The sequence below is a fragment of the Xenorhabdus sp. SGI 60 genome (assembly GCF_056632175.1).
Genome location: NZ_CP196860.1, coordinates 3,025,689 through 3,052,068, shown reverse-complemented (window position 1 = coordinate 3,052,068; position 26,380 = coordinate 3,025,689). Strand labels below are relative to the sequence as shown.

Sequence of the window (26,380 nt, the reverse complement as noted above, 5' to 3'; positions counted from 1 at the left end):
TACCAGTCAGAACCTGGTAAGAAGACTAGTCGACAGTTAAAAAACAAGGTTGAATTATGATAAATCAAACTCCACTAATTACAATGTCCAGATCGTTTCGGGCTAAGGTTGTTAAAATTTGGATTATGGGGACGGACTTATCTGCTGCCCAGGGAGCTATGCGATTAACTGAAGTTGCTGTTACAAATGGTTTTATCAGACGTGATAAATCAGTATTGGGTACAACTCTAACATCATGGAATATAGGAAAAGTCGAAACTCCATTATGGGCGGCTAAAGCAGCATTGTCAATGTTACTTGAGTCCGAATGGATGCCTTCAAACGATGAAGAGTGGGCAGGTTTCGCAACTCTATTTTTAACAATGAATAAATCAACACAGCTAGCAGACTTACTTATGCTGCTGCCTCAGCGTCTTGCTTCTCATGTTGCGGTTACAGGGTGGTTATGTGCTGCAATTGAGGAAATGGAACGTTTTAACGTTGTCAAATGGTATGAGAAGAAATTAGGTAAGTTTGCATGAGATTTAGCTTTTCAGAGATTGGTGAAATTTTTTCCCACACGGGCAGAAAGGGAACTGCTATAGCGGTACTTTTTTATATGCTTGATAAATGTGATGATGATGGTAGTGTGAACTTGGTTAGCATTGATGAATTAGCCAATGTAACTAAAGCTACAAAGGAAAATTTGTCAAGTTTATGTAGTCGTTTAAGTAAAGTTGGTATTTTAATGACTAAGCATATAACGCCGGATGGAACTATATATCATGAGAGAAAAAGCCGTTTAAATACCAAATCAAATTATCAATTATCGGAAGATGTTCTCCTTTTGTTTAGAAGATATTGAATAGGTGAATGAATATGAAAGAATCTGATTATACTAATTTTACAATAATCACTGAGCAATTGTTAATGGAACAATTTACAAAAGCTAAAGCTAAAGCTAAAGCTAATGCTAATGCTAAAGCTAATAAAAGATTTGCCGAAGAGCATTATCTCATAGCTACAGGAATATTTACTCTATGGAATAAAATTGCGTTTAAACTATGCTCACAAACACAAACACAAACACATTTTGATGACCATAGTAAGCTTTGTGATATTTTGCAAGAATTTCTTTATTTTGTTTATAGAGGTGACAAAACAGAATAGTAAAAAAATAGAAGACAGCCTGCTAAAAGACGGCTTGGCAGGGTGAAGGGGGATCGGCGGATTGACAATGATGTCTCCAGTAGCATTGAGGTGCGCCGAATCTTACACAAACGGGAGCATGTAGTGGTTGAAACGGGCGATCATTTTTTCAATCCGAGGCTGTCGCCATTCCTGAAATTCTTTTAATTTCTCTGCTGCTATCACCGCCTCAACCGAGAACACCTTGTATTTACCCTGTTTTTGGGGCTGACCCAGCCAACGCTTAATCGCGCCGTCAGTCCACAAACGATCTTGTTTAAGTCGGGTGATAGTGATCCATTTTTTTGACCATGCTTCAAACTGTTCGTTTCTGATAACGCAGTTCTTCCTGCTCACGCAACCAGTCTCTGTCTACGGCAAATCTTCGATATCCATAAAAATATCCTGGTACTTTGCTCATGAACTATGACCCTATTAAAAATAAATTAAGCAATGATTATTGTTTTTGGTTCAAATAGCTGCTGTCATGTTACAACAAAAAACAGCTTCCGTTGTACTGGTTAGAACGGACAAAAACGAGGATCTGGACACATGGCAAAACTTTAAAAGTGAGCAATCAGTACCAAATATTTCTATTATGTCCTGTTATGGTAGCAATATTCACAAAGAAATAGATTAACAATGATGCTAGCAAAAATGGAGTATGAGCTAAATATTTTATTGGAAGGTTATGGCGAACAATTTGAAATTAATTTTTTTGTGTGATTTTTTTTATTTTTTTCAGATAGAGTTGTTTGTTGAATTTAATCCCATTCCTAAGCAAAGTTAGGCATATTTTATATAGGAACAGGATAAAGGATCATGAAAAAACTATCCCTAATGTTATTAATTCCGTTTACTCTGACGGCTTGTGTAAAGCAACAAACTGCTACCGTGGCACCTCCGGCTACTTCCTTAGATAACGTATCCTCTGAATTTCCTGATATTTACCAATCCTCTCCCGAAGTAGTTCGCTATGATCGTTATTTGTTAGTTGATACCTCCCCAGAAATAGCACAACGTTATCCGCTAAAACAAGTGGTTCAATTGAGGATGCCAAACTCACTAAAACCGACTGTTACTGTTGGTGAGGCAATGCGTTATGCTTTACGACAATCAGGGTATCGCTTGTGTAGTGTAAGTGGGCAAGTTAACACGCTTTATCAACAATCTTTGCCAGCTCCCCATTATCAATTAGGACCAGTGCAATTGAATGTTGCATTGCAACTGTTGGCTGGAGCTGCTTGGAAATTAGACGTAGATGATGTTCAGCGTGTTGTATGTCACAGTTTAAGACCCAAATATCAATGGCAAGTAGCCGATACTGCACCATCTAATTCTACTCCTTTAGTTGATATTAAACAGACTTTTGAAAAAAGAGAAAATAAAGGGGGATGGTTAGAAAAATGAGTATTCCAATAAAGAAAACCATTTTATGCTTGGTATTAGTTTTATTTGTTGTTTTTATTGTGTTGATGTTTGTTAAAAAAGATTCAAATATGAATGGAAAAATGTCTGAGGTTGATGTCCGCCTTAAATCTTTAGAGTTAAATCAGCAGAAATTGATCAATGAAGGTGAATTTTCTCAGTTTAAGAAACAGTGGGAGAATCAACTTTTGGCTTTGGAAGAGCGTATTAATAAACAAAGCAAAACACTCTCATTTTTAAGCGAAAAAATAGAAGAGGTTAATTCTCGTTCCAAAAATTGGGAGGTCCGTTTTCAGGAAATGGAAAGTTTGTTGTCTTTATTGGAGAGTAGTCAGAAAAAATATGAAAAACAATTAGAAGTTTTGAAAGAGAAGTTATCTGGTATTTCAGAGGCCAAAAAAACAATAAGACCTGTTTATAAAAGTACCAGTGATAAACCTCGCCAATTATCTCAGTCACAGGTGCCCTTTACTTTTTCTGGCATCGAGTACAGAGGTGGAAACGCATTTGCTGTTGTTGTTCCTAATAATGTTACGTCCCTGTCACAGCTCCAGTTAATTGATATTGGTGAAGAAGTTCAAGGCTGGAAATTGATTCATATGTCTGGTGAAAGTGCTAAATTTACTTCGAAAGGACGTTCACTAATACTACCTGCTAAATAAGGTAACCACATGAAAATGAAAAATATTGCACTAACGGTTTTCCTATTAGGGATTGTTCCTTGTGCAGTGGCAGAGAAAAATGATTCTGTATCAACGTCTACGGAGAACGTCCTGAAAGAAGTGTTGAGCCAATTAAAATCACAGAACGTCGGAAAAGATTGGGGACTCAATACAGAAGATTACACTCGTTATCAGGGAATAATGAAAGGTCGTAGGGGAATTCAATCACCAGGGTTAGATCCGATAACTGTTTTAGGCATTGAAGCACAAAGCGATGCAGAACGTAAGCGTTTGGCTGAGCTATGGGTTCAGCAAGAATATCTGCGTGTTGAAAAAGAACTGCGCTTTCAACGTGAAGTGGATGCTGCTTGGAAACGTTTATACCCTAGCATTTTGCCTGTTAATTTAGGAAGCCCTGCGGGTATTGCGAATGATACACAAGGAAGATTAGCGCTATTTGTTCGTATAGATGATTGTACACAATGTGATGCTCGGTTAGCTGCTATTCTAGCAGAGAGGCGCCCTGTTGATATTTATGTTGTTGATAGCAGAGGTGACGATAGCCGTATTCGAGAATGGGCGAATGCAAAAAAAATTCCTATTGAACGAGTGAAAGCAAAAGAAATTACATTAAATCATGATGAAGGGCGTTGGATGAAATACGGCGAAATGCGAATGCCAATTGTTTTACAGCAAAATTCTAATGGTGGCTGGCAAGTCGCAGCATTTTAATGAGGGAATATTATGAAACACCTATGGTTCTATGGGGTGTTGTTTATATCCTCGTGCTGCACGGCAAATCAGCAGGAAGTACCCCTAGGCTATCGCCAAGTAGCTCAGACTGAAGGAGTACCACCCGAAATGTTGTATTCACTGGCTTTAGCTGAGTCTTCTTACAAATTACCTCAAGGAGTGAGGCCATGGCCATGGACGATTAATGTAGCAGGTAAGGGGTATCGCTATGAAACCCGTTTAGCAGCATGGCAAGCATTAAAAACTTTTTCTAAAACACACTCTATGAAAAGAATTGATATTGGAATTGCACAAGTTAATTGGGGTTGGAATGGACACCATTTTTCTTCTACATGGGAAGCATTTGATCCTTATACCAACCTCCATGTAGCAGCCCGTATATTACGTTTTTGTTATGAACTTAATCCAGGAAGCTGGGTAGAAGCGGCTGGTTGTTATCACCATCCTAAAGGTGGCGCCCCAGCTGATAGGTATAAGTCTGGGGTGAAGAAAAAATTATCTTCATTAGCTCCGGTAATGGCCGAAGTGGTATGGATCGAACCAAAGGTAACACAATGAAACTTAAATTAATTTCTGCTTTATTACTGTATGCAATAAGTTTCACAGCCTTATCAGAGTTGGAAGTAGTTGCTGATTTTGGAGGGGACAGTACTTCCTATTATTTTGATGCGATAAATAATGAACTAAATGAATGGAGCGAGTCACCCCTTAATAAGGCTGTTCCAGAATTACCGTCATTTGAGATGGTTTTGCCAATAAAAACACCTGAAATGGTTCCTGGGATAGTACAAAATCGGCTTTTAAATTTACCAGGAATAGGAGCATTATTTCTGGTTGGTGATGATGAACTATCTCTAACTTGGTTGAGCCAGAATGCTGATAAATTACAGGCATTAAATGCGGTGGGGATGGTAGTCAACGTTGATAACGCTGATTCTTTTTATAAGTTAAAACACCTTTATAAAGAAGGTGTAATTTCCCCTATATCCGGTAGTGATTTAGCCATTCGATTGCAACTAACACATTACCCTGTATTGATCACTGAAACGGGGCTAACTCAGCAGGTTCCATAATGATTCCGACTCCTTTACATGCGGCGGTGGTTGAAAACTCGTTGTTTTTCTTATTGCTGGGTATTTTATTTATTTGTGTTGTTTTGATTATTAACCATGTTACTGAACATTTTTTTTCTAAAAAATCAACCAGACATCGTAGCTATTATAAAACAGCAGAGAAGGTTTTGAAAAAGCTACCAAGTCTTAGAAATGACGGAAGTCGATTAAAGTATTTACGACAAATTAATCCTTATGTATTTGAAGAGTTGTTATTACTGGCATTTAAGAAGCAGGGTTTTAAAGTTAAGCGTAATAAAAGCTATAGCGGAGGTGGAGAAATAGATGGGAAAGTTTGGATAAAAGGCAAGTGCTTTCTTATTCAAGCTAAAAGATATAGTCAGGCGATTAATCCTAAACACATTGAAGAATTCGGCGAAATTTTGCAACAAATGAACTGTGGAGGCTTATTTATTCATGCAGGGAGAACTGGGGGAAAAAGTATTTATTACAGCATTAATTACCCAATCTATATTATCAGTGGAAAGCGGTTGTTAAATTTACTGTCTGGGGATTTCATTTTATGAGTGATCGTTATGTTATTGAGGCACTATTACGTCCGGCCGTCGAATTTAATTCAGCTATTGCAGCGATGGGGGCTGCTTATGTTTGTGTAGTTGCTCCCTGGGCTGTGGCGCTGGCTCCGTCAGTTAGTTATGTAACAGCAGGAGCATTTGCCTGTTTTGCTACTATCCGTGCCCATCAAGGATGGCGAGTTTTACGCTATAGGTGTAACTTACGCAGGTTACCGCTATATATTATGTCATCAAACCAAATCCCAATTAGTAATCAAAGACTGTTTTTAGGTAAGGGCTTTATATGGCTACAAAAACACACACAGAGGTTATTAGAGACACAGCGCCCTGAAGTTGAACATTACATTCAACCGCCGAAACATTACCAATTAGCACGAAAATTTGAACAACGTTTCGAATTTCGTTACCCGCGTATTTGTCGCTTATTACAGTCGGATAGCATACTTAACCCGGTTCGCCCATTACCGCCAGTCGGTGGTAATCCGGTTTTACACGGTATAGAACCAGATGAAACTAATGTTTCTATGGATTTACGCGAACGTGTAGGCCATGCTTTGATATTGGGGACGACTCGTGTTGGTAAAACAAGACTAGCAGAGTTGTTGATTACACAAGATATTAGACGTGGCAATGTTACTATTGTATTCGATCCAAAAGGAGACGCGGATCTTTTAAAACGTGTATGGGCTGAAGCTCACCGTGCTGGGCGCAGTGAAGAACTTTATATTTTTCATTTGGGTTGGCCTGATATTAGCGCCCGTTACAATGCCGTAGGGCGATTTGGACGTGTTTCAGAGGTAGCAAGTAGGGTTGCGGGGCAGTTATCAGGGGAAGGTAACAGTGCGGCGTTTCGTGCATTTGCATGGAGATTTGTGAATATTGTTGCTAGGGCACTGGTTGCACTAGGACAACGCCCTGATTACGGATTGATTTTGCGTTATGTCACTAACATTGGCGAACTTTATCAAACTTATTCATTAAAAATCATTGAAGAAAGATTGCCTGCTTTGTTTGCGCAAATAGAAAATGCGAAGAATGTATTGACAGAAAATGATATTCCTCGCCACATGCAGAGTGATCCAACTGGTGTAGCTATCTGGGCTATTGAATTGGCCTTAACTTCAGAAGAGGGAAAAAAATTATATGATCCCATTCTGGACGGTTTACGCAGTGCTATACGCTATGACCGTACTTATTTTGATAAGATCGTAGCTTCTCTTCTGCCTTTGCTAGAAAAGCTAACAACGGGAAAAACTGCTGCACTTTTATCACCAGATTATGATGATATGAGTGATCCTCGTCCAATGTTTGATTGGCAACAGGTTATCAGAAAACAAGGCATCGTTTATATCGGGCTTGATGCTTTGTCTGATGCTGAAGTGGCGGCGGCAGTAGGCAATTCAATGTTTGCGGATCTTGTCTCATATGCTGGGCACATATATAAATTTGGAGTACATGACGGTTTACCCGACGGCGATAAGATAAAAAAATTACCTATTAGCTTACATTGTGACGAATTCAACGAATTAATGGGCGATGAGTTTATTCCATTATTGAATAAAAGCGGTGGTGCTGGTATTGAGGTTACAGCATATACACAAACATGGTCTGATATAGAAGCCCGCCTTGGGAACGCGGCAAAATCAGCTCAGGTAACTGGGAACTTCAATACACTAATCATGTTGCGAGTCAGGGAAAAGGCCACGGCTGAATTGCTTACTGAGCAGTTGCCAGAAGTTGATGTATACACTAAGACATTGGTATCAGGTATTACTGATATTTCTAATCCAGGGCAAGGAAGCGATTTTACATCTAATACACAAGATAGGGTGAGTATGGTGGCTAAACCCGTATTAACTCCAGCCGATATCATCAGGTTACCGAAAGGGCAAGCGTTCGCATTATTGGAGGGGGGAAAATTATGGAAAATTAGAATGCCTCTTCCTGATGGTAAAGATGATGTATTAATGCCGGAGAACCTGAAAAAGATAGAAGAGTATATGCGTAAGAATTATCGCACAGGTGATTCTTGGTGGTCTGCAAGTGGAATATCTAATGATATGCAGGAAGAAGTAACCATTCAGTTATCAGAAGATGATGAAGGAGAGGGAAATGGCTCAGCATCAACAGGTAAAGCCTAGTGTTTCAGAATCTTCCCGCCCAGTAAAGGAACCAGGTGTATTTGCTAAAGTGCTATGGCACTTTCCTCTGAATCTGATTGGCATGCTGCTAGCATCATTACTCTTTAGCTGCATTATTGAGTGGATAGGAATCGCTTTTTTTTGGTCAGAACAAGGCGCTGAACATAGTCGGCAAGTTATGCTAACTGAAGGTGGGTATTTATCATCAGAGTTTACTCGTAGCTTATTCATGTCTTCCCCCTCACAAACTCTTAGCTACGGTATTGAGTCTGTTTATACATGGCTATTTGTAGATAGTGGAATTATGGCTTGGTTCCAAAGCGTTTACCAGGAACAAGCAACAAGCAATAATGGAATCGTTAGGGAGTTAACCGGTTGGAGCCAAAAGGCATTTGAAATACTTAAATCTTATCTTCTGGCATCAGTTTTTGTTACCGTCACTTTCCTGATTAGAGTCACCATCTTAGTTTTGTCCATTCCTTTGTTTATTCTGGTACTTTTAGTTGCTATGGTTGAAGGGCTGGGTCGGCGGGATCTACGGCGTTACGGGGCGGGGTATGAATCGAGTTTTGTTTATCATCACGCTAAGCGTTTTGTGAAACCTGCTTTTTATGTGCCATGTATGACTTATCTGTCCTGGCCTTCTGCGGTATATCCCAATTTATTGCTGTTACCAGCCGCAATTTTGTTAGGGACGGCGGTTACAGTGATGACGGCATCATTTAAAAAGTATTTGTAGTTAGATCGAGCTGGACTCAGGCAGGTAAAACTTGTTTTTGCCTGCCTGAGTCAGCAGACAAGCCGTTAGGCGCGTCAGTTCTTTTACTCTTTTATACCGTGTTTCCCCCCGAAACAAAATTGTCATTAGTGATAAAACGTTTGTTGCATTTTTGGTATACCATAGCTAAATTCATCATGTTGGCTATACCATCAATCATCATCGGTCTTTTAAAGATGATTTCCTCGTACTGTTCAACACTTAATAATGGTAAATCAGATAGTCGTGGGTTATCTAGATTAGTGGGTTGTTGGTGATATGCTTTTTTACTGATACAATAACTATGTGGCATTTTTAGTCTCCATAATAAAATATGGTTTTATCATTACGGCGGGGGTGCATCCCCGCCGTCTCTTTTATTATGTCACTCAATGATGTTTACTGTAATTTCTGATTCTGGAAATTTTACCTTTTGAAGGACTAGTACGATGCTATCTGTTATCCAATCCTTTAGTTGTTCAACGCTAAAAAAATTAGGTCTTATTTCAAGGTATTTTTCGGCTTCCTCTCTGGTTACATCAATTTGATTTTGATTTAGATACAGCTCAGTGATGTTCACTGTAATCCCGGATTCTGGAAACTTTATTTTTTGAAGATTTAATGCAACGATATCTGTCACCCAATCTCTTAACTGTTCAATATTAAAAAATTCTGGTTTTACTTTAAGGTATTTTTCAGCTTCTTTTTTATTTATATTAAATGTGGTATTCATCATTTTTCTGTCCTATTTATTTTCCTGGATAGCTGTACAGTGGGATAACTTTGCAGCAATATCCTGGTGATAAGTTATAAGTTTCAGCCGCTTTATTTGCCAATTGTTCACATGTTCTATATGCAAGAACTTCGCTATATTTTTCATCAAATACCATGTAGGCTACAGGTTTGGTTTTTTGGAACTCAGCTAATTTCTCGATACTTATTTTACCCCCCTATTAAGATCTAGCTATACCTATTTTGCAGTTACATTGATTACAATATGCTATTTTTTCTTGTGTTGTTTTAATGGTGTCCCAAATCTTAGTGTTATCTAAATATTCCCCATCAAAATTAAAATGGTCTGATGAGTGTCGAACTATTTTTACTAACACATAAAAACCCGCTGTACTTTCACACTTAGGACAATTTTTTAAATTTCCTTTTATTTTCATTTTATTCACGGTTTTTAAAATCATTTGCTCTTCGTCAGTCACCCACGGACATGACGTCCCTTTGCCCGCCAAAAGCTGGTGTATCTAAATCAGTCAGGCAGGCAACCTATCGAAACATTTAACCAACTCCATAAGCCCTCCTGTTATTCATCCACAGCATCGAATTGAATTTCTCCTAATTCGTCATTGTCCTCAATGCGGTCAGCGTGCGTATCAAAACCATATTTATATACTATTCCAGCTAACTCACTATCAATTTCACTGTTCCGCTTATTAGAATCCAATAGCTCCCAATATTTATCGTAGTCAGTTACATCCATTTCGACGATTTTTCTAAAATGAACGCGAGCTTCCGCTGAAATTACTACTTTTATTTTCTCACTCATTATTGTTTTTCCTATATTCAGGTAATAAAAAACCTCCGTATTATGCAGCCATCTAATGATGCGTAATAATTAAAATTGCTACATTTTTACTTAGGCGGTTAACGGAAATATTGCTTTGATTAGTTTTCAATACTCCTTTTAATGTTTGAGGGTTTACTGCTTTTATTGTTTCTTTATTCTCAATAAAGCAACGCACTTCAGCTTTTTCATCTTTGGTATGCACTACACAAGGAGGGGACACAATTTCACCTGAAAATTGAACAGTGCCAGAATTAGCTAATACTGAATTTACTAATAAAGATGAAATGAGTGCAGCCTTAAAAGCTGCTAATTTAAATAGCCTAGTTTTCATAAGTTATTCACCTTACTGTTGTTCGGTTTTTTATTTAATAACATGAAACTACACGATGAGCCGTATGGGGGTACAACTCATCATTTCACTACTTGTTTTTTTTCTATAAAAACTCCCTAAAGTAATTTATTTTTAATTGTTATTGTTTAGTGGCTTTATTAAATCCCTGCGCCAAGAATACAATTTATGATCTTTTGTTACTATAAAACCTTGTTTAATCCATTGGCTAACTTGTTGGGGTGATACCCCCTGTTTACGTGCGAACTCTGCTTTTACTCCTTGGTAATAAACTTTTATATAATCTTCTAGGCTATAAACTTCCATAATGTACTCTTTTGATGAACATTTTAGTTCAGCTAATTTATAATACAGTCTACATAATATCAAAATATTCAATGAATAGACTGCATTTTTGTACCTGTTGCTATCTCCTATAGTTAGTTTTCTTTATCATGCAAAACACATGATAAAGTAAAAAACATGATAAAGCAAAATGCTTTATTCTAAAATGTCAAAAAAACCATGATTTTTTTGACATGCTTCAAACTTTTTTAGTTTGGGACTTCTTCTTCAGGAAAAATGTCAAAAAACCTGTAAAATTATCTATGTCTAATAAAGGTGTATAACTAAGAGGAAAGTATGCGTATAGGGTACGCTCGGAAGTCAACAGTAGAACAGGATTTGGCGCATCAAATTGATGCGTTATATGAAGCAGGCTGTGAACAAGTATATCAAGAACAGGTTTCGCGAGGTGGTGAACGTAGGCGAAAATCGGGAACCCCTGAACTAGATAACTGCCTAAGAGCATTACGCACTGGTGATACACTGGTAGTTTGGGCATTAGATCGGTTAGGGGGAAGCTTACGCGATTTAGTCAACTTAATGGAAGATTTGCAATTACGTGAAATTAATTTTGAAAGCCTGAAAGAGAACATTGATACCAGTTCATTTGCTGGCGAGTTATATTTACAATTGATAGCTATTTTTTCTAATTTTGAGCACAATCGTAACAGAGAACGGACTCTATCAGGTTTAGCCGCTGCGCGAGCAAGAGGAAGAATTGGAGGAAGACCACCTTCCTTGTCAGCGGATCAAATCAAAGAAATCGATGTATTAGTTGCATCAGAAGTATTTACGATAGGTGACATAGCTAGGCGGTACGATGTGAGTAGGCAGACTATATACAATAGGCATAAAAAGTTAGCTACTAAATAAGTACAAATGAATTACATTTACGCTATAGCTCTTGCGGCGGGAGGATTATTGTGGCCGTATCATTAGTAGATAAAAAAACCAACCAATTAACAATAGGACTACCAAACGGTGTTTGGTATGAAATTCTGGATATCCAAGAAATGGAACAGTTCATTGATAATCGGCATTTTTGTGATTCCGCAGAAGGTAGCGCAGAAATAGCACGAAAAATTGCTGACTTAATTGAGGCATGTACGTTATTGGATAAATTGGGAAGTGGAAGGCTTATGCTTACACATCGGATTGATCTGAAAAACCTGATTATAGATTTCTTCCGTACCTGTGATGGATTTTATACTCGTTGATAACTTTATAAAAAATAAGAAAATCAATTACGTTACCTTGGTGAATTTGGCGATTTTCCCACTATAACTACCTCCGCTTATAACAATCACCGACCCATATTGAGTAAACGTAGCCTACTACCAGGCTACGTTTATTCTATGATAGAAAAATTCAATTTTTTATTTTTTCTAATAAGAGTTTATTGCTGAATTTATTTTTAAAAAATTTATCCTAAACGCAAAGGTAATTCGCTAAGAGGTTATGAATATGCGTTTGTTTTCTCCAGCACCAATTACGTTAATATTAACTCTAAGTTCTTTTTTTGCTAATTCTGCATGGGCGGCAGAAAAAGATGAGTTGGCATTAACGATGAAACAACTTAAACAAATCCAAGCGAGTCTTGAGCGTGCTAGAACTTTAGCAAATCAAGACGTCAGTCGTCGTTTTTATTTTGATTATTTAAAAGCCTCTAAAGACATTGAAATTATTCGCCAAGGAATTAGTAGGTATTTAGAACCGTCAAGAGCACAACCTATCATTCCTATTCAATCGCAATATCAAATTAGCGGTGACTACCGTAAGGAACAACGTTAATGGCGATGGATAGCGTCCAGGAACAAGCTTTTAAAGCGGGAAGCGGGGGAGGTATAGAGCCATTTTCACTTGAAATTTTTTGTATCGGTCTTTTAATTGCGCTTCTGTTTATATGGGCTGCATGGGGAATGGTGGATGTATATAAAGGTTGGGCTAATGAGAAAGTTCGTGAGGTTGTTCTAACTCAATTTTGTATCAGGGCAGTTTTTCTTATATTGATTTGTATTTGGATGTTTATTAATTAGTGAGAGAAAACTTTATGGAAATAAAAAAGGTACTTAACCGGGTTAAACAACGTTCTGTAACGTGGGCATTGATATTTTGGGGAGCAATGGGCGTTACTACGCCTGGTTTAGCAGCTTTGCCAAAAGTTGAGCCTCCAACATCAGGTAGTAAAGGTGGCTTTTTGGGAGATTTAACTGGATACTTTAATGATGGGATCGTTTTATTAGGGTTAGTTGTAACGGCAAGTGCATTTGTTGTTGTTGCTGGCGCAGCATTAAAGACATTTCAGGAAGTTCGTGATGAAAAAGCTGGATGGGGTAAATTTGCAGGTATTTTGGTAGTTGGTGTTATTTTGCTTGTGCTTGTTATCTGGCTTATTACAAAATCAGCAAGCGTTATTTTTTAATAGAGAAAAGATCGAAATGCAGACCATACAATTTATGCCGGATAGATTAAATTCTGAACCAGTTGTTTATCGGGGTCTTACTATGCCTGAATTGGGCTTGGCTGCATTGTTTGGCTCAGTTGTGGGTTTTGTAATTAGTTTATTTTTCGTTCCTTTAGTAGGTTGGGTAATTATCCCAACCTTCATTTTAATTATACCTTTATTAGTGGTTTTTTTTGGTGGAAGATATCTAACTCGCCTTAAAAGAGGAAAACCAGAAAACTATATTTATCGTCAATTAGCTTTGATTAAAAGGAAATGGGGAATGGGAGATGCTACTAACTTAATTGTCCATGATCAGGCATGGTCATTACGTCGAACAAAATAAAAGGAATGTAAATTATGAGTCAGTTTCGTCATGCCTTATTAAATCGTGATCAACATATTTTAACTTTACGTGTTATTTGTTGTGTGTTGATTTTACTCCTTTTCGTGGCATTTGGAGGGTGGTTCAGTGCCCCTCGTAACTTGACTATTCATAACCCTCCAGATTTACGGGCGGGGAGTACTCGCGCATGGTGGGAAATTCCTGATTCAACAGTATATGCTTTTACTTTTTATATTTTCCAACAAATTAATGCCTGGGCTAAGGATGGGGAGACGGATTTCCCTAAAAAAATTGAAATGCTATCACCTTATTTAACTCCATCATGTAAGGCTTTCTTTCAAAAAGAAGCACAATATCGTACTGATATTGGAGAGTTAAGAGATAGAGTTAGGGTTATATATGAAATTCCTGGTCGTGGATATAGTGAAAATAAAGTCTCTATTGTAAATAGAGATAATTGGATAGTTCAATTAGATGTTGTTGTTGATGAATATTATCATGCAGAGCCAGTTAAACGTGCAGTTGTACGTTACCCGATTAAAGTAACTCGTTGGGAAGGAGATCAAGAGTCGAACCCATTTGGATTGGCTTTAGATTGTTATGATGGAATACCGCAGCGTTTAGAAGCTATTTCTGAAGCCCAAGACGCTAAGAGGAATAAATAAATGAAATGTTACTCTTCATCGGCACTTCTGATTTTATCATTAATTTTACCTGCAATTTCATTAGTGGTGTCTACTACAGCGAATGCGGTAGAGCTTGTGAAGTGGGAGCGTATTCCGTTACCAGTTCACCTTAACGTTGGAGTGGAACGAATTATTTTTGTCGAAAAAAATGTTCGTGTCGGTTTTCCACCTGAGCTGAATGGTAAATTGCGTGTTCAAAGTACTGGCGGAACTGTGTATTTGAAAGCAGAGGGAGAATTTCAAACGACTCGTTTGCAATTACAAGATGTGCAAAACGGTGAAATTATTCTATTAGATGTAACTACTAAACCTAATAAAGGAACACTGGAACCAATTAGGCTTGTTTATTCAGGAGAAGTAACACAGCAGCGTTCTTCAAGAGATAACAATCAGAGTCCGAGTAATACCAATGCCCAAAATAAGAAAAAACAGAAGGCTTCCTATAGTGCTCCACTCCCAGCGCTACTAACACGCTATGCGGCACAGAATTTATATGCACCATTACGGACCGTTGAAGCTGTCCCTGGTGTCCAATCTATACCGTTATCGTTGTCTAAATGTATTACGACATTGTACCCAAGTGCTCGTATTCAAGTAATACCATTAGCTGGGTGGCGTGCTAATGGTGTAACTGTCGTTGCATTGAAACTCACTAACCTGACTACCGAAAAAGTCGTGCTTGATCCTCGTATGTTACAAGGTCAATTTCTGACAGCTACATTTCAGCATCAATGGTTAGGGCCAACTGGTACACCTGAAGATACAACAGCTTTGTATCTGGTGATGAAAGGAAAGCCAGAGAATTCCTTCATTGCTGAACCTGTTTTGTCGAAAAAAGTATCTAAAAATAAAACAAAAGGAGCCAGCGATGAAAGTTAAATCTAATACTTTAGTAAAAGTGCTAGTTCCATCTGTTTTGGTGGTTGCTATCCTCATCGGCATTAAGAGCTGTGGGGCAGATAAGCCAACATCATCTACAGAGAATATAGATCAGTCGCTGAAAAATTTAGATGCTGATGAACTGAAAGCATTGGGTATTGAAGGTGATACTCCAGAAGATACTTTACGTACGTTGGTTGGCACGTTGAAAAAAGTCCGTGATAAGCAAAATATTTTAGATGAACAGAATCAAAAATTAGTCGCAGAAAATGAACATTTACGGACAAAGAGCCAAGATATATCAGGCCAAATTAATGCTGCGGTTATTGAAGTTCGTGAAGAAGCTGATAGAAAGCAGCGAGCATTACAGACAGAACAGCAAACTTTAATGGCACGATTGGAAAATTTAGGGGACTCATTCAATTTAGGCAATAAATCTACAAATTCATCAAGTGATATTCCAATTGGTTTGGGATTAGACCAACAAAGAGAGTCTTCTGTGTCTTATAAAGGAGGTGTTCTTTGGGTAGACCCCCAGGACGCTCAACCAGTAGACCCAAGTAATAATACAAGTGGTTATCCAGCCAAACCCACTTATCCTATGTCATTTTTAGAAGACAATGAAATTACTCGTCAAAAAGCTGAATTAGATAGGACAGCTAAAAATCAAAGAACTATTGATGAGGGTGTTGAACCTGCTTATACATTACCAGAAAATTCTACACTAGTCGGAAGCCAAGCAATGACTGCATTACTCGGCAGGGTTCCAATAGATGGAAAAGTAACTGATCCATATCCATTCAAGGTGGTCGTTGGTAAAGATAATTTAACTGCTAATGGAATTGATTTACCAGATGTAGAAGGTGCTGTGATAAGTGGGACAGCTACCGGAGATTGGACACTTTCCTGTGTTCGTGGAGATATTACATCAATTACGTTTGTTTTTGCTGATGGAACTGTTCGCACTGTTCCACAGCCCAGCAACCGCACTGATGGCAGTAATAACAGTGGGCGCAATAATGGTGGTGCGATTGGTTGGCTTTCTGATGAGAGCGGTATTCCGTGTATCAGCGGTGAGCGCAAGACTAACGCGGGTACATATTTACCGACGCTGTTTGCTTTAACAGCAGCAGCCTCTGCCGGAGATGCTTTTTCGCAGAACCAATTTACAAATCAAACTAATAGTAGTGGCGGAATAACGTCAGCGCTTACAGGAGACGCAGGACAAGCAGCTTTAGGAAAAGCGATTGGCGGAGGTTTTAAGGATGTCGCTGACTGGGTGAAATCTCGTTATGGGCAAACGTTTGATGCCGTTTACGTTCCGCCAGGTAAAACAGTTGCTGTGCATATTACCCGTCAAATCCCGATTGATTATGAAGGCAAAGGGCGCAAGGTAAATTATGAATTCAGCTTAGCTGGTGATATGGAAAGTGAATTGGATTAAGGAGAAAACACATGAAATTAAAAACATTTACTGTTCTTTTCTTTGCCTCAACACTTCTAATGGGGTGCGTTACTTCTAAAGAGAAATTGATGCCTGCTGGCGAACATAACATGATAGAAATCTGGCAGGGTAAAGCTGGTATAAAGGCATCGAGTGGACAACTGATACAACAAGCTCGAAATACTCAGCTACGGCCTTTGGAGATGTATGGACAAGAAAATAAAATGATGCTGCCTGACACTTATTCTCGTACACAGGAAACTGAAATCAGTCAGCAATTCCCCCGCTTACCTAATCCAGATATGGTTATGTATGTTTTCCCTCACCTATCTCAAGGGAATTTACCCGTACCAGGGTATAGCACTGTATTTTCGTTTTACCAACAAGTGCAGTATGCAATGCCAGGTGAAAGGGTAGAAACGCTATGATGAAATTTTTCAGTAAAAAAGAAAAGCCATCAATAAAAATACAGCCAGTTCAAGATGATTCTAATATTGAAGAACGCCAGCCATTAAAACGACCAAAAAAAATGACGTTACCAGATGAGAAAAAACTTTATCACGCCAATCCATCAATTATTGATTACTTGCCATGGGCTGAATATCTAGATGATGAGCAATGTTTGTTATTGGATGACGGTATTTCAGTAGGAGCCGTATATGCAATAGAGCCAGCACCAACAGAAGGGCGACCAGAAAGTCGTCTGGAAGAAATAAGGGATACTGTTGAAGACGCGTTGCAGGATAGCCTTGAAGAGTATGATGAAAATCCTTGGATTGTTCAGTTTTTTTGCCAAGATGAAAGTAATGTAACAGCCTATTTGAATAGGCTACGCAATTATGTTCGCCCTGCGGCTCAAGGTACGAAATTTACTGAAGCGTGGTTGTGTGAAACTGAAAACCACTTACAGGGTATTGCACGTCCAGAGGGGCTTTTCGATGATACGTTAGTAACAGGGCAACCATGGCGCGGACAGCAACGCCGTACTCGTATGGTAATTTATCGTTGGTTAGGAAAAAATCCCCGCGACCCGATGCCACCAATAGGCATGTTGAACCAAACATGTGATCGTTTAAGCAGCGCCTTGGGAAATGCAGGTATTGTTTGTGTTCGTCAGAATGGTTATCAAATTCATGATTGGTTGCTGCGTCTTTTTAACCCAGAACCTGACTGGATAGATAAACAGGTACTGTATCGGGAGGGAGCATATTGGGGTAAGCAGGATGAAAAACCAAACAACCTAGAAGTACATAATGATTTCGCTGAAACATTGTGGTTTACCCCGCCCCGTTCAGATACTACGAACGGAGTCTGGTGGTTTGATAATAAAGCACATGGAGTAGTTAACGTCGAACGCCTGAGGAAAGCACCAAATCCTGGGCTTTTAACTGGAGAACAGCGGCGTGGAGATAGAAACATTAATACATTAATGGATCTATTTCCAGAAGGAACGGTTGTTTCTATTACTATAGTTGTGCAACCGCAAGATACATTGGAAGAAAAATTTACAAAACTAGCAAAAAATGCAGTTGGTGAGAATACTGAATCAGGGCGTGTCCGGGAAGATGTAAAGACAGTCAAAGAATATTTAGGAAGGCGCCATAAACTATACAGAGCTTCTTTGTCTTTTTTATTACGGGCAAATAATATTGAGGAGTTGAATCGTAAACGTATTGAAATTACATCCACCTTACTAACGGCTGGATTAGAACCGGTTAAACCAGAATATGATGTTGCACCGCTTAATGGGTATTTAAGAGCCTTGCCGATGTGTTTTAATCCACAACTCGATAAAAAGCATTGGTATACCCGTCTATCGTGGGTTCAACATTTATCTGGGTTGTTACCCATTACAGGGCGTTCAACTGGCACAGGAAACCCTGGGTTTTCCTTCTTTAACCGTGGTGGTGATGTTCTGACATTTGATCCGCAGAATAAAAATGATCGTTCGCAAAACGCTCATTTGTTGTTATTTGGCCCAACAGGTGCAGGAAAGTCTGCAACATTATGTTCTGTGTTATCACAGTTGGTAGCTGTGCATCGCCCCAGATTATTTATTGCTGAAGCTGGAAATAGCTTCGGTTTGCTGGCTGACTACTTTGAAAGTCTGGGACTTAGTGTTCATAAAATTAGTGTTAAGCCTGGCTCTAAAGTGAGCTTACCTCCATTTGCTGATGCGCATAAATTGCTACAAGCAGATATTGCTTCTTTGGAACTCGAAGATTTACCAGATATTAATGCTGATGAAGAAAATGAAGAACGCGATATTCTAGGGGAGATGGAGATTGCCGCCCGCATGATGATCACAGGAGGTGAACCCGACGAAGAAAAACGGTTAACCAGAGCGGACAGGGGAATGATCCGCGAAGCCATTTTATTGGCTGCGAAAAATACCTTTGAGCAAAAAAGGCAAATGCTTGCTGAAGATTTGCAAAGTGCTCTTAATGAAATTTCTAGTGATGTTAACCGTGATAACCGCCGTCGTGCCCGTGCTGCTGAGATGGCGGAAGCAATGAGCCTGTTTACCCAAGGATTTGAAGGCGAACTTTTTAATCAGCCTGGTGTTGCTTGGCCAGAAGCTGACATTACCTTGATTGACCTTGCTCATTTAGCTCGTGAAGGGTATGAAGCTGCGATGGCGTTAACAATGGTATCGTTAATTAATACTATTAATAATATTGCAGAACGAGATCAATATTTAGAACGCGATATTAATTTCGTCGTTGATGAAGCCCATATTCTTACTACCAATCCTTTGTTATCCCCATATATGACTAAGGTTGTAAAAATGTGGAGAAAATTAGGGGCTTGGTTATGGTTATCTACTCAAAACCTAGAAGACTACCCTAGTATTGCCGCTAAGATGCTCAATATGGCGGAATGGTGGGTCTGTCTCACCATGCCACAAAAAGAAATAGAGAATATCGCTCGATTTAAGACATTGAGTGAGGATCAAAAAGCTGTCTTACGTTCCGCCAGTAAACTCCCACGTTGTTATACTGAAGGAGTGGTATTGTCGAAAAAAGTCGAAGCACTATTTAGGGTTGTGCCGCCAAGCTTATTTTTGGCTCTGGGAATGACAGAAAAAGAAGAAAAGGCAGAACGTAGGGAATTAATGAAGAAACACAATTGCAGTGAACTGGAAGCCGCTTTTTTAGTTGCTGCAAAGTTGGATAAAGCTCGCGGTTTGCCATCTCGTGAATGTAGTGTTGGTGAGGTAATATCTGAATGTTAACTCTGAAATATCGTGTTCCCATGACTAGGTGTAAAGCTGATTCTGATATCAATTTATTTTCTGTCTTTGATTGTCAACCACAGTCATGCCCTTCTATATCTGAGGAAAACGTTCGCTCTTTGGGGCGTTTATTAACGGAAATACGGCGGAGATTGAAAAATGTATATTTGATGACTTGTCACCCGCATCGTATAGGAAAAAGTAATTGTATTTCAATTAACTTAGAAGATGGAAAAGGGCACGATGTTAACCTTTTGATAACTGTGTCCGGCGAACATTATTGGCCCAAGCCAGAAGAATACAAGCATCCTAGATGGTTTATTCATGTAGCAGATACAACAGATGCAATCTATTTGATCCTGTTGATCTATCAACGGATGAAAGAATAGCAAAGCGGTGAGTCGTACCCCCATACGACTCACCATGTAGCTTCATATCATTAAATTAAACAGTAAGGTGAACTAATTCTATGAAAACTACGCTATTTAAATTAGCAGTTTTTATGACTGTGATCGAGTGTTTTTGTTAATTATAGGAGTTTCAGAGGTCTACAAAAATGGCTATGGTGAATCGTACCCCCATACAGTTCATCATGGAATTATATATTTTAAATTAAACAGTAAGGTGAACTTGTTCTATGAAAAATAGAAGGACATTGCTTTCTATTTTGATCAGCTCTGCTATTTTTAGTGGTGAGATATTAGCTGTAGAGTGTGGTTCTGAAATAGAAAGAACGCACAATAATAATTGTGTGGTTGAAAAAGATTTGGATGGAACATTTATGGCGGGTTACTCCCGAAAAACTAAACTAAAAGGCATGAGTAATAATAATTTAATGATGCAGGAGGTCGTGTCAGATAAAAACTTCATATTGTATGGTGGAAATACTGTGGCAATGCATGGTGATAATGTCATTGGAAATAATAATGTGTTTATATCTAATGGCGAAATTGGAGAGCTAACTTCAGCGGGGGCTTATATCCATTCTGGAAACAGCCTGTACGCTAAAGAGAATAATGTGTTCTTAGATGGAGTGAAAATTAGAGGTAACGCTGATTTAACGGGAACATTTACTAAAGGAAGCGCTAATTCTACAATAGAAAATTCTGTTGTTTCGGTTAAAAACTCCCATCTAATGAACGAGGTTGAGATACGGGGGGCATATGGTGGAGAAAGTTCTAGAGACAATGCCTTTTTGAGGAATAATTTGATTGATATTGATCAATCACAATTTGATAAATATGCTCTATTTCTGGGTGGTTATGCTGCTAACATAAGTGGTGCAAGTTTAATTGATAATAAAATTAATATCAAAAATTCTATTTTTAATGGTTACGCCAGAATTTATGGGGCAATGAATTTAGCCAGTAAAGGTAATAATGAAAATAATTTAGTAAGCATTGAAAAATCAATTTTTAACAATTTAGTAGATATTACAGGTTTAATTTCAAGCATAACTCCTACTTATACCTCAGTTTTCGTGCATCTAAAAGATGTCATTTTTAACTCCAGCGTAAACATCTTAGGTATCAAAACATCTCACTCTCAGGACATAAATGGCGTGAACGTAACCGTGGATGGTCATATTGAGTTTAATGTTCCAGAGCGTTCAACAATTTTAGCTGGTCGAAACTTCGGTGATAGAGATAGGTTGACAGGAAATGTGTTTAATTTTAGAGCAGACCCACTGAAGTTGAAATCTGTATCAGGATTTGAAGTTTATAAATTTTTTCTAAATGAAAATGTAAAAGATGAAGATGTTTTACTCAACACAATTGATACTATCGATATGAATAAATCAACAGTAACAGTTGACGGTATTCATAAAGGCTCAAAGCTAGTAAATGGTGGCGGTATAGTTACGCTAATGAGTAATATAATAGGAGATGTAAAACTCGTTAATTCAGAGACAACATTAGGTACAGCGACTTTATTAACATTTGGGTTAGAAAAACAAAAAAAAGAAAATGGCAAAGAATCTATCATTGTTAACGTGATTCCACTTAAGCCGGAGCCAGAACCACAACCTGAGCCGAAGCCAGAACCACAACCTGAACCGGAGCCAGAACCACAACCTGAGCCGAAGCCAGAACCACAACCTGAACCGGAGCCAGAACCACAGCCTGAGCCAGAACCACAACCTGAGCCGGAGCCAGAACCACAACCTGAGCCGGAGCCAGAACCACAGCCTGAGCCGGAGCCAGAACCACAACCTGAGCCGGAGCTAGAACCACAGCCTGAGCCGGAGCAAAAACCTGAATCAAAATTAGGGTTAAATCCGCAAACAACAGCTTATTTGTTTGGGAGAAATGCTGGAATTTTAGTTGCTAATGATAGTTTGGTCACAAAAGTTAAATTAAAAGGTATGAACATAGAGCCTTTTGCGTTAATTGAATCAGGCAAGAATCGTTTTAATATAGGAAAAAAACTGAACCTAATAACAGCTAATCTTTTAGTTGGGAATGCTATTTATTCTGATAAAATAAATTCCTCACTAGGAGTATTTTTTGAGGCCGGAAATGCATCATACACTTCATACAATCAAAGCCGTTTACCAATAATTAAAGGAAAAGGAAATGTAAATTATCGAGGTACAGGATTATTAGTGCAAAGAAAAAATTTTGACGATCTGATAATCACAGGTTCATTGAGAGTTGGGAAATTAAATTATGATTTCAAATCACATGACTTCGGAGTAAATCAGAATATAATGAGTCAATATAATAGTGATTCATCATATTTTGGATCCCATGTCGGAATTAATAAAAAATTTAAGGCTAGTGGTAAAAAAAGTTTAACTGTTCATGGTGATTATCAGTATACGCATATTAATCATGATATGGTAAATATTAAAACTGCACTTGGTCATGAAAAAATCAAATTTGATGCAATTAATTCTCATCAAATGAAAGTAGGGGTGTTATTACATAATAAGATTACGGAAAATATTACTTTAAATACTGGAGTAGGCTACCAATATGAGTTTGATGGTAAATCAAAAGGAATTATTGAAGGAATGAAGGTTAGTGATTTATCTTCGAAAGGAGGTAGTGGGTTTGCATCAATTGGTGTCGATTTCGGCGAAAAATCTAATTTTAGCGGCGAATTTAAATTCACAGGTTATATAGGAGAAAAACAAGGTATTAACGGTTTGTTTAATGTTAGGTATCGATTCTGATAAGGATTTAATATCATGATAAATAAAGAATAATATGAAAAATATCTTAATAATTTGGTATGAAATGAATAGCTACCAAATTGAATAACTACAAATTAAGCAATGGGTATCTTTATTCATTGCTTATAACCAGTTGATTATTATTTATTTTTTTAATAAAAAATTATATTTATTGGATTATGAATTATTTACTGATTTTATTGGAAAGTTATTGCAATCTTGTTTCAACTTAATAGTTGAGGGCAATTCTAATGAAAATGCTGGTTGTTTTTATCGTAATAGCTTTGACATCAATAGCTCAAGCGTCAACTGTCATTTACACCGATCATGAAAACCCACCAAGTAGAAACGACTTTAGAAACGATATTCAAGTTGTTTGGCTTGATGCTCCTGATATGTTTTCAGAAAACTGGTTTAACACTATGAATATTTCTGTAAATACAAGTAACTCTTCTTTAATAACTGAATTATTACAATCGCCAGAATGGAGGGAAAAAGAAAAGGATATGGTCATAGCATACCAGGGAGTTATCCGTGCTTGGGAATTGGGTATAAAAAAATACCCAGCCATTGTAATAGATGATCGCTATGTTGTGTATGGCAGTACTGATGCTACTCGTGCTCAAATCTTGGTAGATACATATCGTAGGAGGAATAATTAATGAAAAAATTGAAGCTCCTAGTGGCTTCTATGCTACTAGGAGCAATTAATATTCCGCTGGCTGCTGCTAGTATTAATAGTGCTAGTATCATAGCCAGCTCTATATCTCCATCGTGTATTAGTTGGCGAATAAAAGGTATCTGCTATTGGCTGTTCTGTACTCCCTGGGGGTGCAAAGTCAGAACTTCAGTAAAGGTAGAACACTTTATTCCAGAAGTTGTTGTATCCATATACAACTCACCAAGCGGAAATCCATGGGTAGAAATGTCTATGGTAAGTGGAGCCTCTGGAGGTTTGGAAAACGCTATTACAGGAGCATTGTCTGGTGTATCTGCGGGAGGTGGGCATAACGAACAGAAAACACCAAAGAGAAAAATTAATCTACATTTTAAATATGCCGATGCGATTGGCCATCCTGGTTCATCTTTAATTGGAAAGAGCATTCCTGGGTATTCTTGTAGTGGTGCAGCAACGCCGTTATACCCTTATTTTCTTAGCACGCTAGATAGCTTTCCGTGGCGTTCGGGTATCCCTGAAACTTTCTACCCTGAATCCGTCATTCTTGGTAAAAGGGAAATTGGTTCGCAATATACGGGAAATATGTGGGGAAATGTTTACCCTCGCAGCGGCTTTGTTACACAACAAGACGACTATAAAGCGGCTGCGGTTGTAGCTCAGCGTGTTGCCGATATCATAACTCGTACAGGCCAGTCCCATATTTATTCGCCTCTAAAAGCAAATAAAAAGCCTGGCTATTGGCCTCCTGATCCTGTGCAAGAAAATACTAAAAATCATAAGTGGCAGAAATTATCACCTCAACTTAGTAATAGCTGTGCTGTTTTTCCTGATAAAACTGGAACAGTTGCAGAAAATGGTAATTATGCTTGGGCACTTTGGCAACCATATAGTTGTTGTAAACGTCGTGGGCAAAAATTCCTGAGTAGTACTAATTTTTAAGGAAAAAATAAAAATGAATAAGAGAATTATTTCGCAATCTGTACTTATAGGTGTTTTATTTCTTTCGGGTTCTGCTTCTGCTTGGGAGGATAATAAAATAGGTTACGGTAAAAATGTGAGTGGTGCTGTATCAGATAAATTGTTCTACACGATTGGTGGCGGTACTGTTCTATCTCAACCGCCTAGCCGAAGTACTATGCAGCGAGTTGGAATGGGAATTGGATGGTCCAATGATTTGATGTGTGGAAACTTCGATTTAAAAACTACGATTAGTAACCAATTAAATGGTATCACTGATGGATTTAAAAACTTGATGGGGGAGATTGTTCAAGGAGCAACAGGAGCTGTAGCCAGTCTTCCTGGGTTAATTATTCAACGAGCTAACCCAGGATTGTACGAAATGCTGACTAATGGAGTTTTGCAGGCCAATGTTGCTTTTGATAAAGCGCAATTTAACTGTCAGAACTTGTCCAAGCGATTGATGGATTTCTCTGATAACAGCAAATGGTCACAAGCAGCGGTTATGGAAGAAGCTAAAACATTAGTGAATAATGGTAGTAATGATGCCGTCAAGACAAACAATCAGCTTAATAGCGCTAAAGGGGAAGCAGGAGTTCCTTGGATTGGAGGGCAAAAAAAAAGGAGGAAAAGGGCAAAAAGCTATCCAACCAACGCGTGATCTGGCTAAAGCTGGCTTTAATATGATGAATCACTTACCAGTCAACAGTGATCAAACTATTTCTACAGGTCAGTGCTCAGGGGGAGCCTGTCAGAGATTTAAAAATAGTGAAGAAGCCGCACAAACTGTTGTGAAAATTTTGGGTGATCAATCAATTCGCACTTGTACAGATACTAGCCAATGTGCAGACGGTACAGCAGAAAATCAGCCTGGAAGTAGCGTCGCTGGAACTGGTTTTGCTCCAGTGATTGAAAAGACAGCTAAAGATAATCAAGAGCAATTAGTAAAACTAGTCAACGGCAATATTTCCCCTACAACTGAAAATCTATCTAAGTTAAAAACTGGTAGCTTGATAGTCACACGAGGTGTTATTCAGTCATTAAGGAGAGATCCTGATAACGGTGCACTAGTACAACGTTTAGCTGGCGAATTAGCTATGTCAGACACAATTGAATTGGCGCTAACTATGCGCAGGATGCTAATGACCGGACAATCAGAACCTAATGCAGCTAACTTATCACAAGCTGTTAAAGAGAGTGATCGCCGGATTGATATTCTTGATCGTGAAATCAATGCACTAAAAACCGAAATGGAACTGCGAAGAGAAATTTCTAATAATACTGTTTTGACTATTATTGAGCGCGACCATCAAAGAACTTTAGCTAACCCACAGACTCAATCTCACGATAACACAGATAAACGAGTAAATTCATTGGGTATTTCTGCTACGGAAGAAAATAGAAAATGAAAATTAAAATATTTTTAAAATGGATGGTTTTCATTGTTATTCTTATGATGGGATTGCTCTTTGTTGCTCACCTAAGTTTAATAAACCCTGATTTAGCCGGAGGTTTTAATCAATTAATGTATCGCTGGCGCTATTTTTCACTATTATGGCGCGTGGTTGTATATGCATTGATTGGCGTTTTCTTATGGAATTTATGGAAATCAGGAAAAGTACCCTTAGAATCACAACAACCTTTTAAACGTGTAGTGATAATGTTCGTGTTGTTCGCCCTGGTCAGTGAAGCGGTTATTTGGATAAACAATAACAATGGAGAATAATT

Annotated in this window: 34 protein-coding genes and 1 pseudogene; 28 read left to right on the top strand and 7 right to left on the bottom strand. The window is 38.3% G+C overall.

What is annotated here, in order from left to right; translation table 11 throughout:
- Nucleotides 1-56 precede the first annotated feature (56 nt).
- The 3 genes from ACSJJG_RS14285 to ACSJJG_RS14275 are packed head-to-tail and all read left to right on the top strand — an operon-like array spanning nucleotide 57 to nucleotide 1,149.
- Nucleotides 57-521, top strand: coding sequence for a hypothetical protein (locus ACSJJG_RS14285; protein ID WP_189757958.1), 465 nt, complete (start codon nucleotides 57-59; stop codon nucleotides 519-521).
- A complete protein-coding gene (locus ACSJJG_RS14280) occupies nucleotides 518-844 on the top strand; it encodes a hypothetical protein (RefSeq protein WP_189757959.1) in 327 nt (108 codons plus the stop codon). Before ACSJJG_RS14285 ends, ACSJJG_RS14280 begins: the two co-directional genes overlap by 4 nt.
- 14 nt (nucleotides 845-858) lie before the next feature.
- Nucleotides 859-1,149 (top strand): hypothetical protein, encoded by a 291-nt coding sequence (locus ACSJJG_RS14275; protein ID WP_189757960.1) that lies wholly within the window; start codon nucleotides 859-861, stop codon nucleotides 1,147-1,149.
- Between the two features lie 102 nt (nucleotides 1,150-1,251).
- Here ACSJJG_RS14275 and ACSJJG_RS14270 read toward each other — a convergent pair whose 3' ends face one another.
- Nucleotides 1,252-1,524, bottom strand: a complete 273-nt coding sequence (locus ACSJJG_RS14270; protein ID WP_399477578.1) for a hypothetical protein — start codon at nucleotides 1,522-1,524, stop codon at nucleotides 1,252-1,254.
- A gap of 465 nt (nucleotides 1,525-1,989) precedes the next feature.
- Between ACSJJG_RS14270 and pilL2 the strand changes: the two genes are divergently transcribed.
- From pilL2 to ACSJJG_RS14230, 8 genes are read left to right on the top strand one after another with little or no spacing between them, the layout of a single operon-like run.
- Complete coding sequence (pilL2, locus tag ACSJJG_RS14265; RefSeq protein ID WP_189757961.1) at nucleotides 1,990-2,577, top strand: PFGI-1 class ICE element type IV pilus protein PilL2; 588 nt, start codon at nucleotides 1,990-1,992, stop codon at nucleotides 2,575-2,577.
- The gene (locus ACSJJG_RS14260; RefSeq protein ID WP_189757962.1) at nucleotides 2,574-3,257 is read left to right on the top strand and encodes a hypothetical protein; all 684 of its coding nucleotides are present in this window, start codon (nucleotides 2,574-2,576) and stop codon (nucleotides 3,255-3,257) included. Before pilL2 ends, ACSJJG_RS14260 begins: the two co-directional genes overlap by 4 nt.
- Nucleotides 3,258-3,266: 9 nt before the next feature.
- A complete protein-coding gene (locus ACSJJG_RS14255; protein WP_189757963.1) occupies nucleotides 3,267-3,989 on the top strand; it encodes a TIGR03759 family integrating conjugative element protein in 723 nt (240 codons plus the stop codon).
- Nucleotides 3,990-4,001: 12 nt separating this feature from the next.
- Nucleotides 4,002-4,568, top strand: a complete 567-nt coding sequence (locus tag ACSJJG_RS14250; RefSeq protein WP_189757964.1) for a transglycosylase SLT domain-containing protein — start codon at nucleotides 4,002-4,004, stop codon at nucleotides 4,566-4,568.
- Complete coding sequence (locus tag ACSJJG_RS14245) at nucleotides 4,565-5,083, top strand: integrating conjugative element protein (protein ID WP_189757965.1); 519 nt, start codon at nucleotides 4,565-4,567, stop codon at nucleotides 5,081-5,083. The genes ACSJJG_RS14250 and ACSJJG_RS14245 overlap by 4 nt, the downstream gene beginning before the upstream one ends.
- On the top strand, nucleotides 5,083-5,649 hold the full coding sequence (locus tag ACSJJG_RS14240; RefSeq protein WP_189757966.1) for a restriction endonuclease: 567 nt from the start codon (nucleotides 5,083-5,085) through the stop codon (nucleotides 5,647-5,649). The genes ACSJJG_RS14245 and ACSJJG_RS14240 overlap by 1 nt, the downstream gene beginning before the upstream one ends.
- Complete coding sequence (gene traD, locus ACSJJG_RS14235) at nucleotides 5,646-7,799, top strand: type IV conjugative transfer system coupling protein TraD (RefSeq protein ID WP_189757967.1); 2,154 nt, start codon at nucleotides 5,646-5,648, stop codon at nucleotides 7,797-7,799. Before ACSJJG_RS14240 ends, traD begins: the two co-directional genes overlap by 4 nt.
- The gene (locus tag ACSJJG_RS14230; RefSeq protein WP_189757968.1) at nucleotides 7,771-8,538 is read left to right on the top strand and encodes a TIGR03747 family integrating conjugative element membrane protein; all 768 of its coding nucleotides are present in this window, start codon (nucleotides 7,771-7,773) and stop codon (nucleotides 8,536-8,538) included. Before traD ends, ACSJJG_RS14230 begins: the two co-directional genes overlap by 29 nt.
- Nucleotides 8,539-8,629: 91 nt before the next feature.
- Here the strand turns inward: ACSJJG_RS14230 and ACSJJG_RS14225 are convergent, their stop codons facing one another.
- The 6 genes from ACSJJG_RS14225 to ACSJJG_RS14200 form a co-directional block, all read right to left on the bottom strand.
- The gene (locus ACSJJG_RS14225; protein ID WP_189757969.1) at nucleotides 8,630-8,869 is read right to left on the bottom strand and encodes a hypothetical protein; all 240 of its coding nucleotides are present in this window, start codon (nucleotides 8,867-8,869) and stop codon (nucleotides 8,630-8,632) included.
- Between the two features lie 72 nt (nucleotides 8,870-8,941).
- Nucleotides 8,942-9,292, bottom strand: coding sequence for a hypothetical protein (locus tag ACSJJG_RS14220; RefSeq protein WP_189757970.1), 351 nt, complete (start codon nucleotides 9,290-9,292; stop codon nucleotides 8,942-8,944).
- 217 nt (nucleotides 9,293-9,509) lie between these two features.
- Entirely contained in the window at nucleotides 9,510-9,767 is a 258-nt protein-coding gene (locus ACSJJG_RS14215) for a hypothetical protein (RefSeq protein ID WP_189757971.1), read from the bottom strand.
- A gap of 101 nt (nucleotides 9,768-9,868) precedes the next feature.
- Complete coding sequence (locus tag ACSJJG_RS14210; protein WP_189757972.1) at nucleotides 9,869-10,111, bottom strand: hypothetical protein; 243 nt, start codon at nucleotides 10,109-10,111, stop codon at nucleotides 9,869-9,871.
- Nucleotides 10,112-10,163: 52 nt separating this feature from the next.
- Nucleotides 10,164-10,463 (bottom strand): fimbrial protein, encoded by a 300-nt coding sequence (locus ACSJJG_RS14205; RefSeq protein WP_189757973.1) that lies wholly within the window; start codon nucleotides 10,461-10,463, stop codon nucleotides 10,164-10,166.
- A gap of 132 nt (nucleotides 10,464-10,595) precedes the next feature.
- Nucleotides 10,596-10,787, bottom strand: a complete 192-nt coding sequence (locus ACSJJG_RS14200; protein ID WP_189757974.1) for a hypothetical protein — start codon at nucleotides 10,785-10,787, stop codon at nucleotides 10,596-10,598.
- Nucleotides 10,788-11,102: 315 nt separating this feature from the next.
- On the opposite strand from ACSJJG_RS14200, the gene ACSJJG_RS14195 reads away from it, so the two are divergent.
- From ACSJJG_RS14195 to ACSJJG_RS14115, 17 genes and pseudogenes are all read left to right on the top strand, one after another.
- Entirely contained in the window at nucleotides 11,103-11,678 is a 576-nt protein-coding gene (locus ACSJJG_RS14195; RefSeq protein WP_189757975.1) for a recombinase family protein, read from the top strand.
- A 50-nt stretch (nucleotides 11,679-11,728) separates the two neighbouring features.
- A complete protein-coding gene (locus tag ACSJJG_RS14190; protein ID WP_189757976.1) occupies nucleotides 11,729-12,022 on the top strand; it encodes a hypothetical protein in 294 nt (97 codons plus the stop codon).
- A 247-nt stretch (nucleotides 12,023-12,269) separates the two neighbouring features.
- Complete coding sequence (locus tag ACSJJG_RS14185; protein WP_189758074.1) at nucleotides 12,270-12,596, top strand: integrative conjugative element protein, RAQPRD family; 327 nt, start codon at nucleotides 12,270-12,272, stop codon at nucleotides 12,594-12,596.
- A complete protein-coding gene (locus tag ACSJJG_RS14180) occupies nucleotides 12,596-12,841 on the top strand; it encodes a TIGR03758 family integrating conjugative element protein (RefSeq protein WP_189757977.1) in 246 nt (81 codons plus the stop codon). The genes ACSJJG_RS14185 and ACSJJG_RS14180 overlap by 1 nt, the downstream gene beginning before the upstream one ends.
- Before the next feature lie 14 nt (nucleotides 12,842-12,855).
- Nucleotides 12,856-13,227 carry a TIGR03745 family integrating conjugative element membrane protein gene (locus tag ACSJJG_RS14175; protein WP_189757978.1) on the top strand — a complete coding sequence of 124 codons (372 nt, stop codon included), beginning with the start codon at nucleotides 12,856-12,858 and terminating at the stop codon, nucleotides 13,225-13,227.
- 16 nt (nucleotides 13,228-13,243) lie between these two features.
- The gene (locus ACSJJG_RS14170; protein ID WP_189757979.1) at nucleotides 13,244-13,594 is read left to right on the top strand and encodes a TIGR03750 family conjugal transfer protein; all 351 of its coding nucleotides are present in this window, start codon (nucleotides 13,244-13,246) and stop codon (nucleotides 13,592-13,594) included.
- 14 nt (nucleotides 13,595-13,608) lie between these two features.
- Entirely contained in the window at nucleotides 13,609-14,259 is a 651-nt protein-coding gene (locus tag ACSJJG_RS14165) for a PFL_4703 family integrating conjugative element protein (RefSeq protein WP_189757980.1), read from the top strand.
- Nucleotides 14,260-15,159 (top strand): TIGR03749 family integrating conjugative element protein, encoded by a 900-nt coding sequence (locus ACSJJG_RS14160; protein WP_189757981.1) that lies wholly within the window; start codon nucleotides 14,260-14,262, stop codon nucleotides 15,157-15,159.
- A complete protein-coding gene (locus ACSJJG_RS14155) occupies nucleotides 15,149-16,603 on the top strand; it encodes a TIGR03752 family integrating conjugative element protein (RefSeq protein WP_189757982.1) in 1,455 nt (484 codons plus the stop codon). Before ACSJJG_RS14160 ends, ACSJJG_RS14155 begins: the two co-directional genes overlap by 11 nt.
- 11 nt (nucleotides 16,604-16,614) lie before the next feature.
- Nucleotides 16,615-17,031: a TIGR03751 family conjugal transfer lipoprotein gene (locus ACSJJG_RS14150; protein ID WP_189757983.1), complete on the top strand. Its 417-nt coding sequence runs from the start codon at nucleotides 16,615-16,617 to the stop codon at nucleotides 17,029-17,031.
- A complete protein-coding gene (locus ACSJJG_RS14145) occupies nucleotides 17,028-19,838 on the top strand; it encodes a conjugative transfer ATPase (RefSeq protein ID WP_189757984.1) in 2,811 nt (936 codons plus the stop codon). The genes ACSJJG_RS14150 and ACSJJG_RS14145 overlap by 4 nt, the downstream gene beginning before the upstream one ends.
- Nucleotides 19,832-20,227: an acetyltransferase gene (locus ACSJJG_RS14140; protein ID WP_189757985.1), complete on the top strand. Its 396-nt coding sequence runs from the start codon at nucleotides 19,832-19,834 to the stop codon at nucleotides 20,225-20,227. Before ACSJJG_RS14145 ends, ACSJJG_RS14140 begins: the two co-directional genes overlap by 7 nt.
- A gap of 248 nt (nucleotides 20,228-20,475) precedes the next feature.
- On the top strand, nucleotides 20,476-23,016 hold the full coding sequence (locus ACSJJG_RS14135; protein WP_282885613.1) for an autotransporter outer membrane beta-barrel domain-containing protein: 2,541 nt from the start codon (nucleotides 20,476-20,478) through the stop codon (nucleotides 23,014-23,016).
- A 251-nt stretch (nucleotides 23,017-23,267) separates the two neighbouring features.
- On the top strand, nucleotides 23,268-23,678 hold the full coding sequence (locus ACSJJG_RS14130) for a TIGR03757 family integrating conjugative element protein (protein WP_189757987.1): 411 nt from the start codon (nucleotides 23,268-23,270) through the stop codon (nucleotides 23,676-23,678).
- Nucleotides 23,678-24,634, top strand: a complete 957-nt coding sequence (locus ACSJJG_RS14125) for a TIGR03756 family integrating conjugative element protein (protein WP_189757988.1) — start codon at nucleotides 23,678-23,680, stop codon at nucleotides 24,632-24,634. Before ACSJJG_RS14130 ends, ACSJJG_RS14125 begins: the two co-directional genes overlap by 1 nt.
- Before the next feature lie 13 nt (nucleotides 24,635-24,647).
- Nucleotides 24,648-26,061, top strand: a pseudogene (locus tag ACSJJG_RS14120) (integrating conjugative element protein).
- The gene (locus ACSJJG_RS14115) at nucleotides 26,058-26,378 is read left to right on the top strand and encodes a hypothetical protein (RefSeq protein WP_189757990.1); all 321 of its coding nucleotides are present in this window, start codon (nucleotides 26,058-26,060) and stop codon (nucleotides 26,376-26,378) included. Before ACSJJG_RS14120 ends, ACSJJG_RS14115 begins: the two are co-directional and overlap by 4 nt.
- The last annotated feature ends 2 nt before the right edge of the window (nucleotides 26,379-26,380 follow it).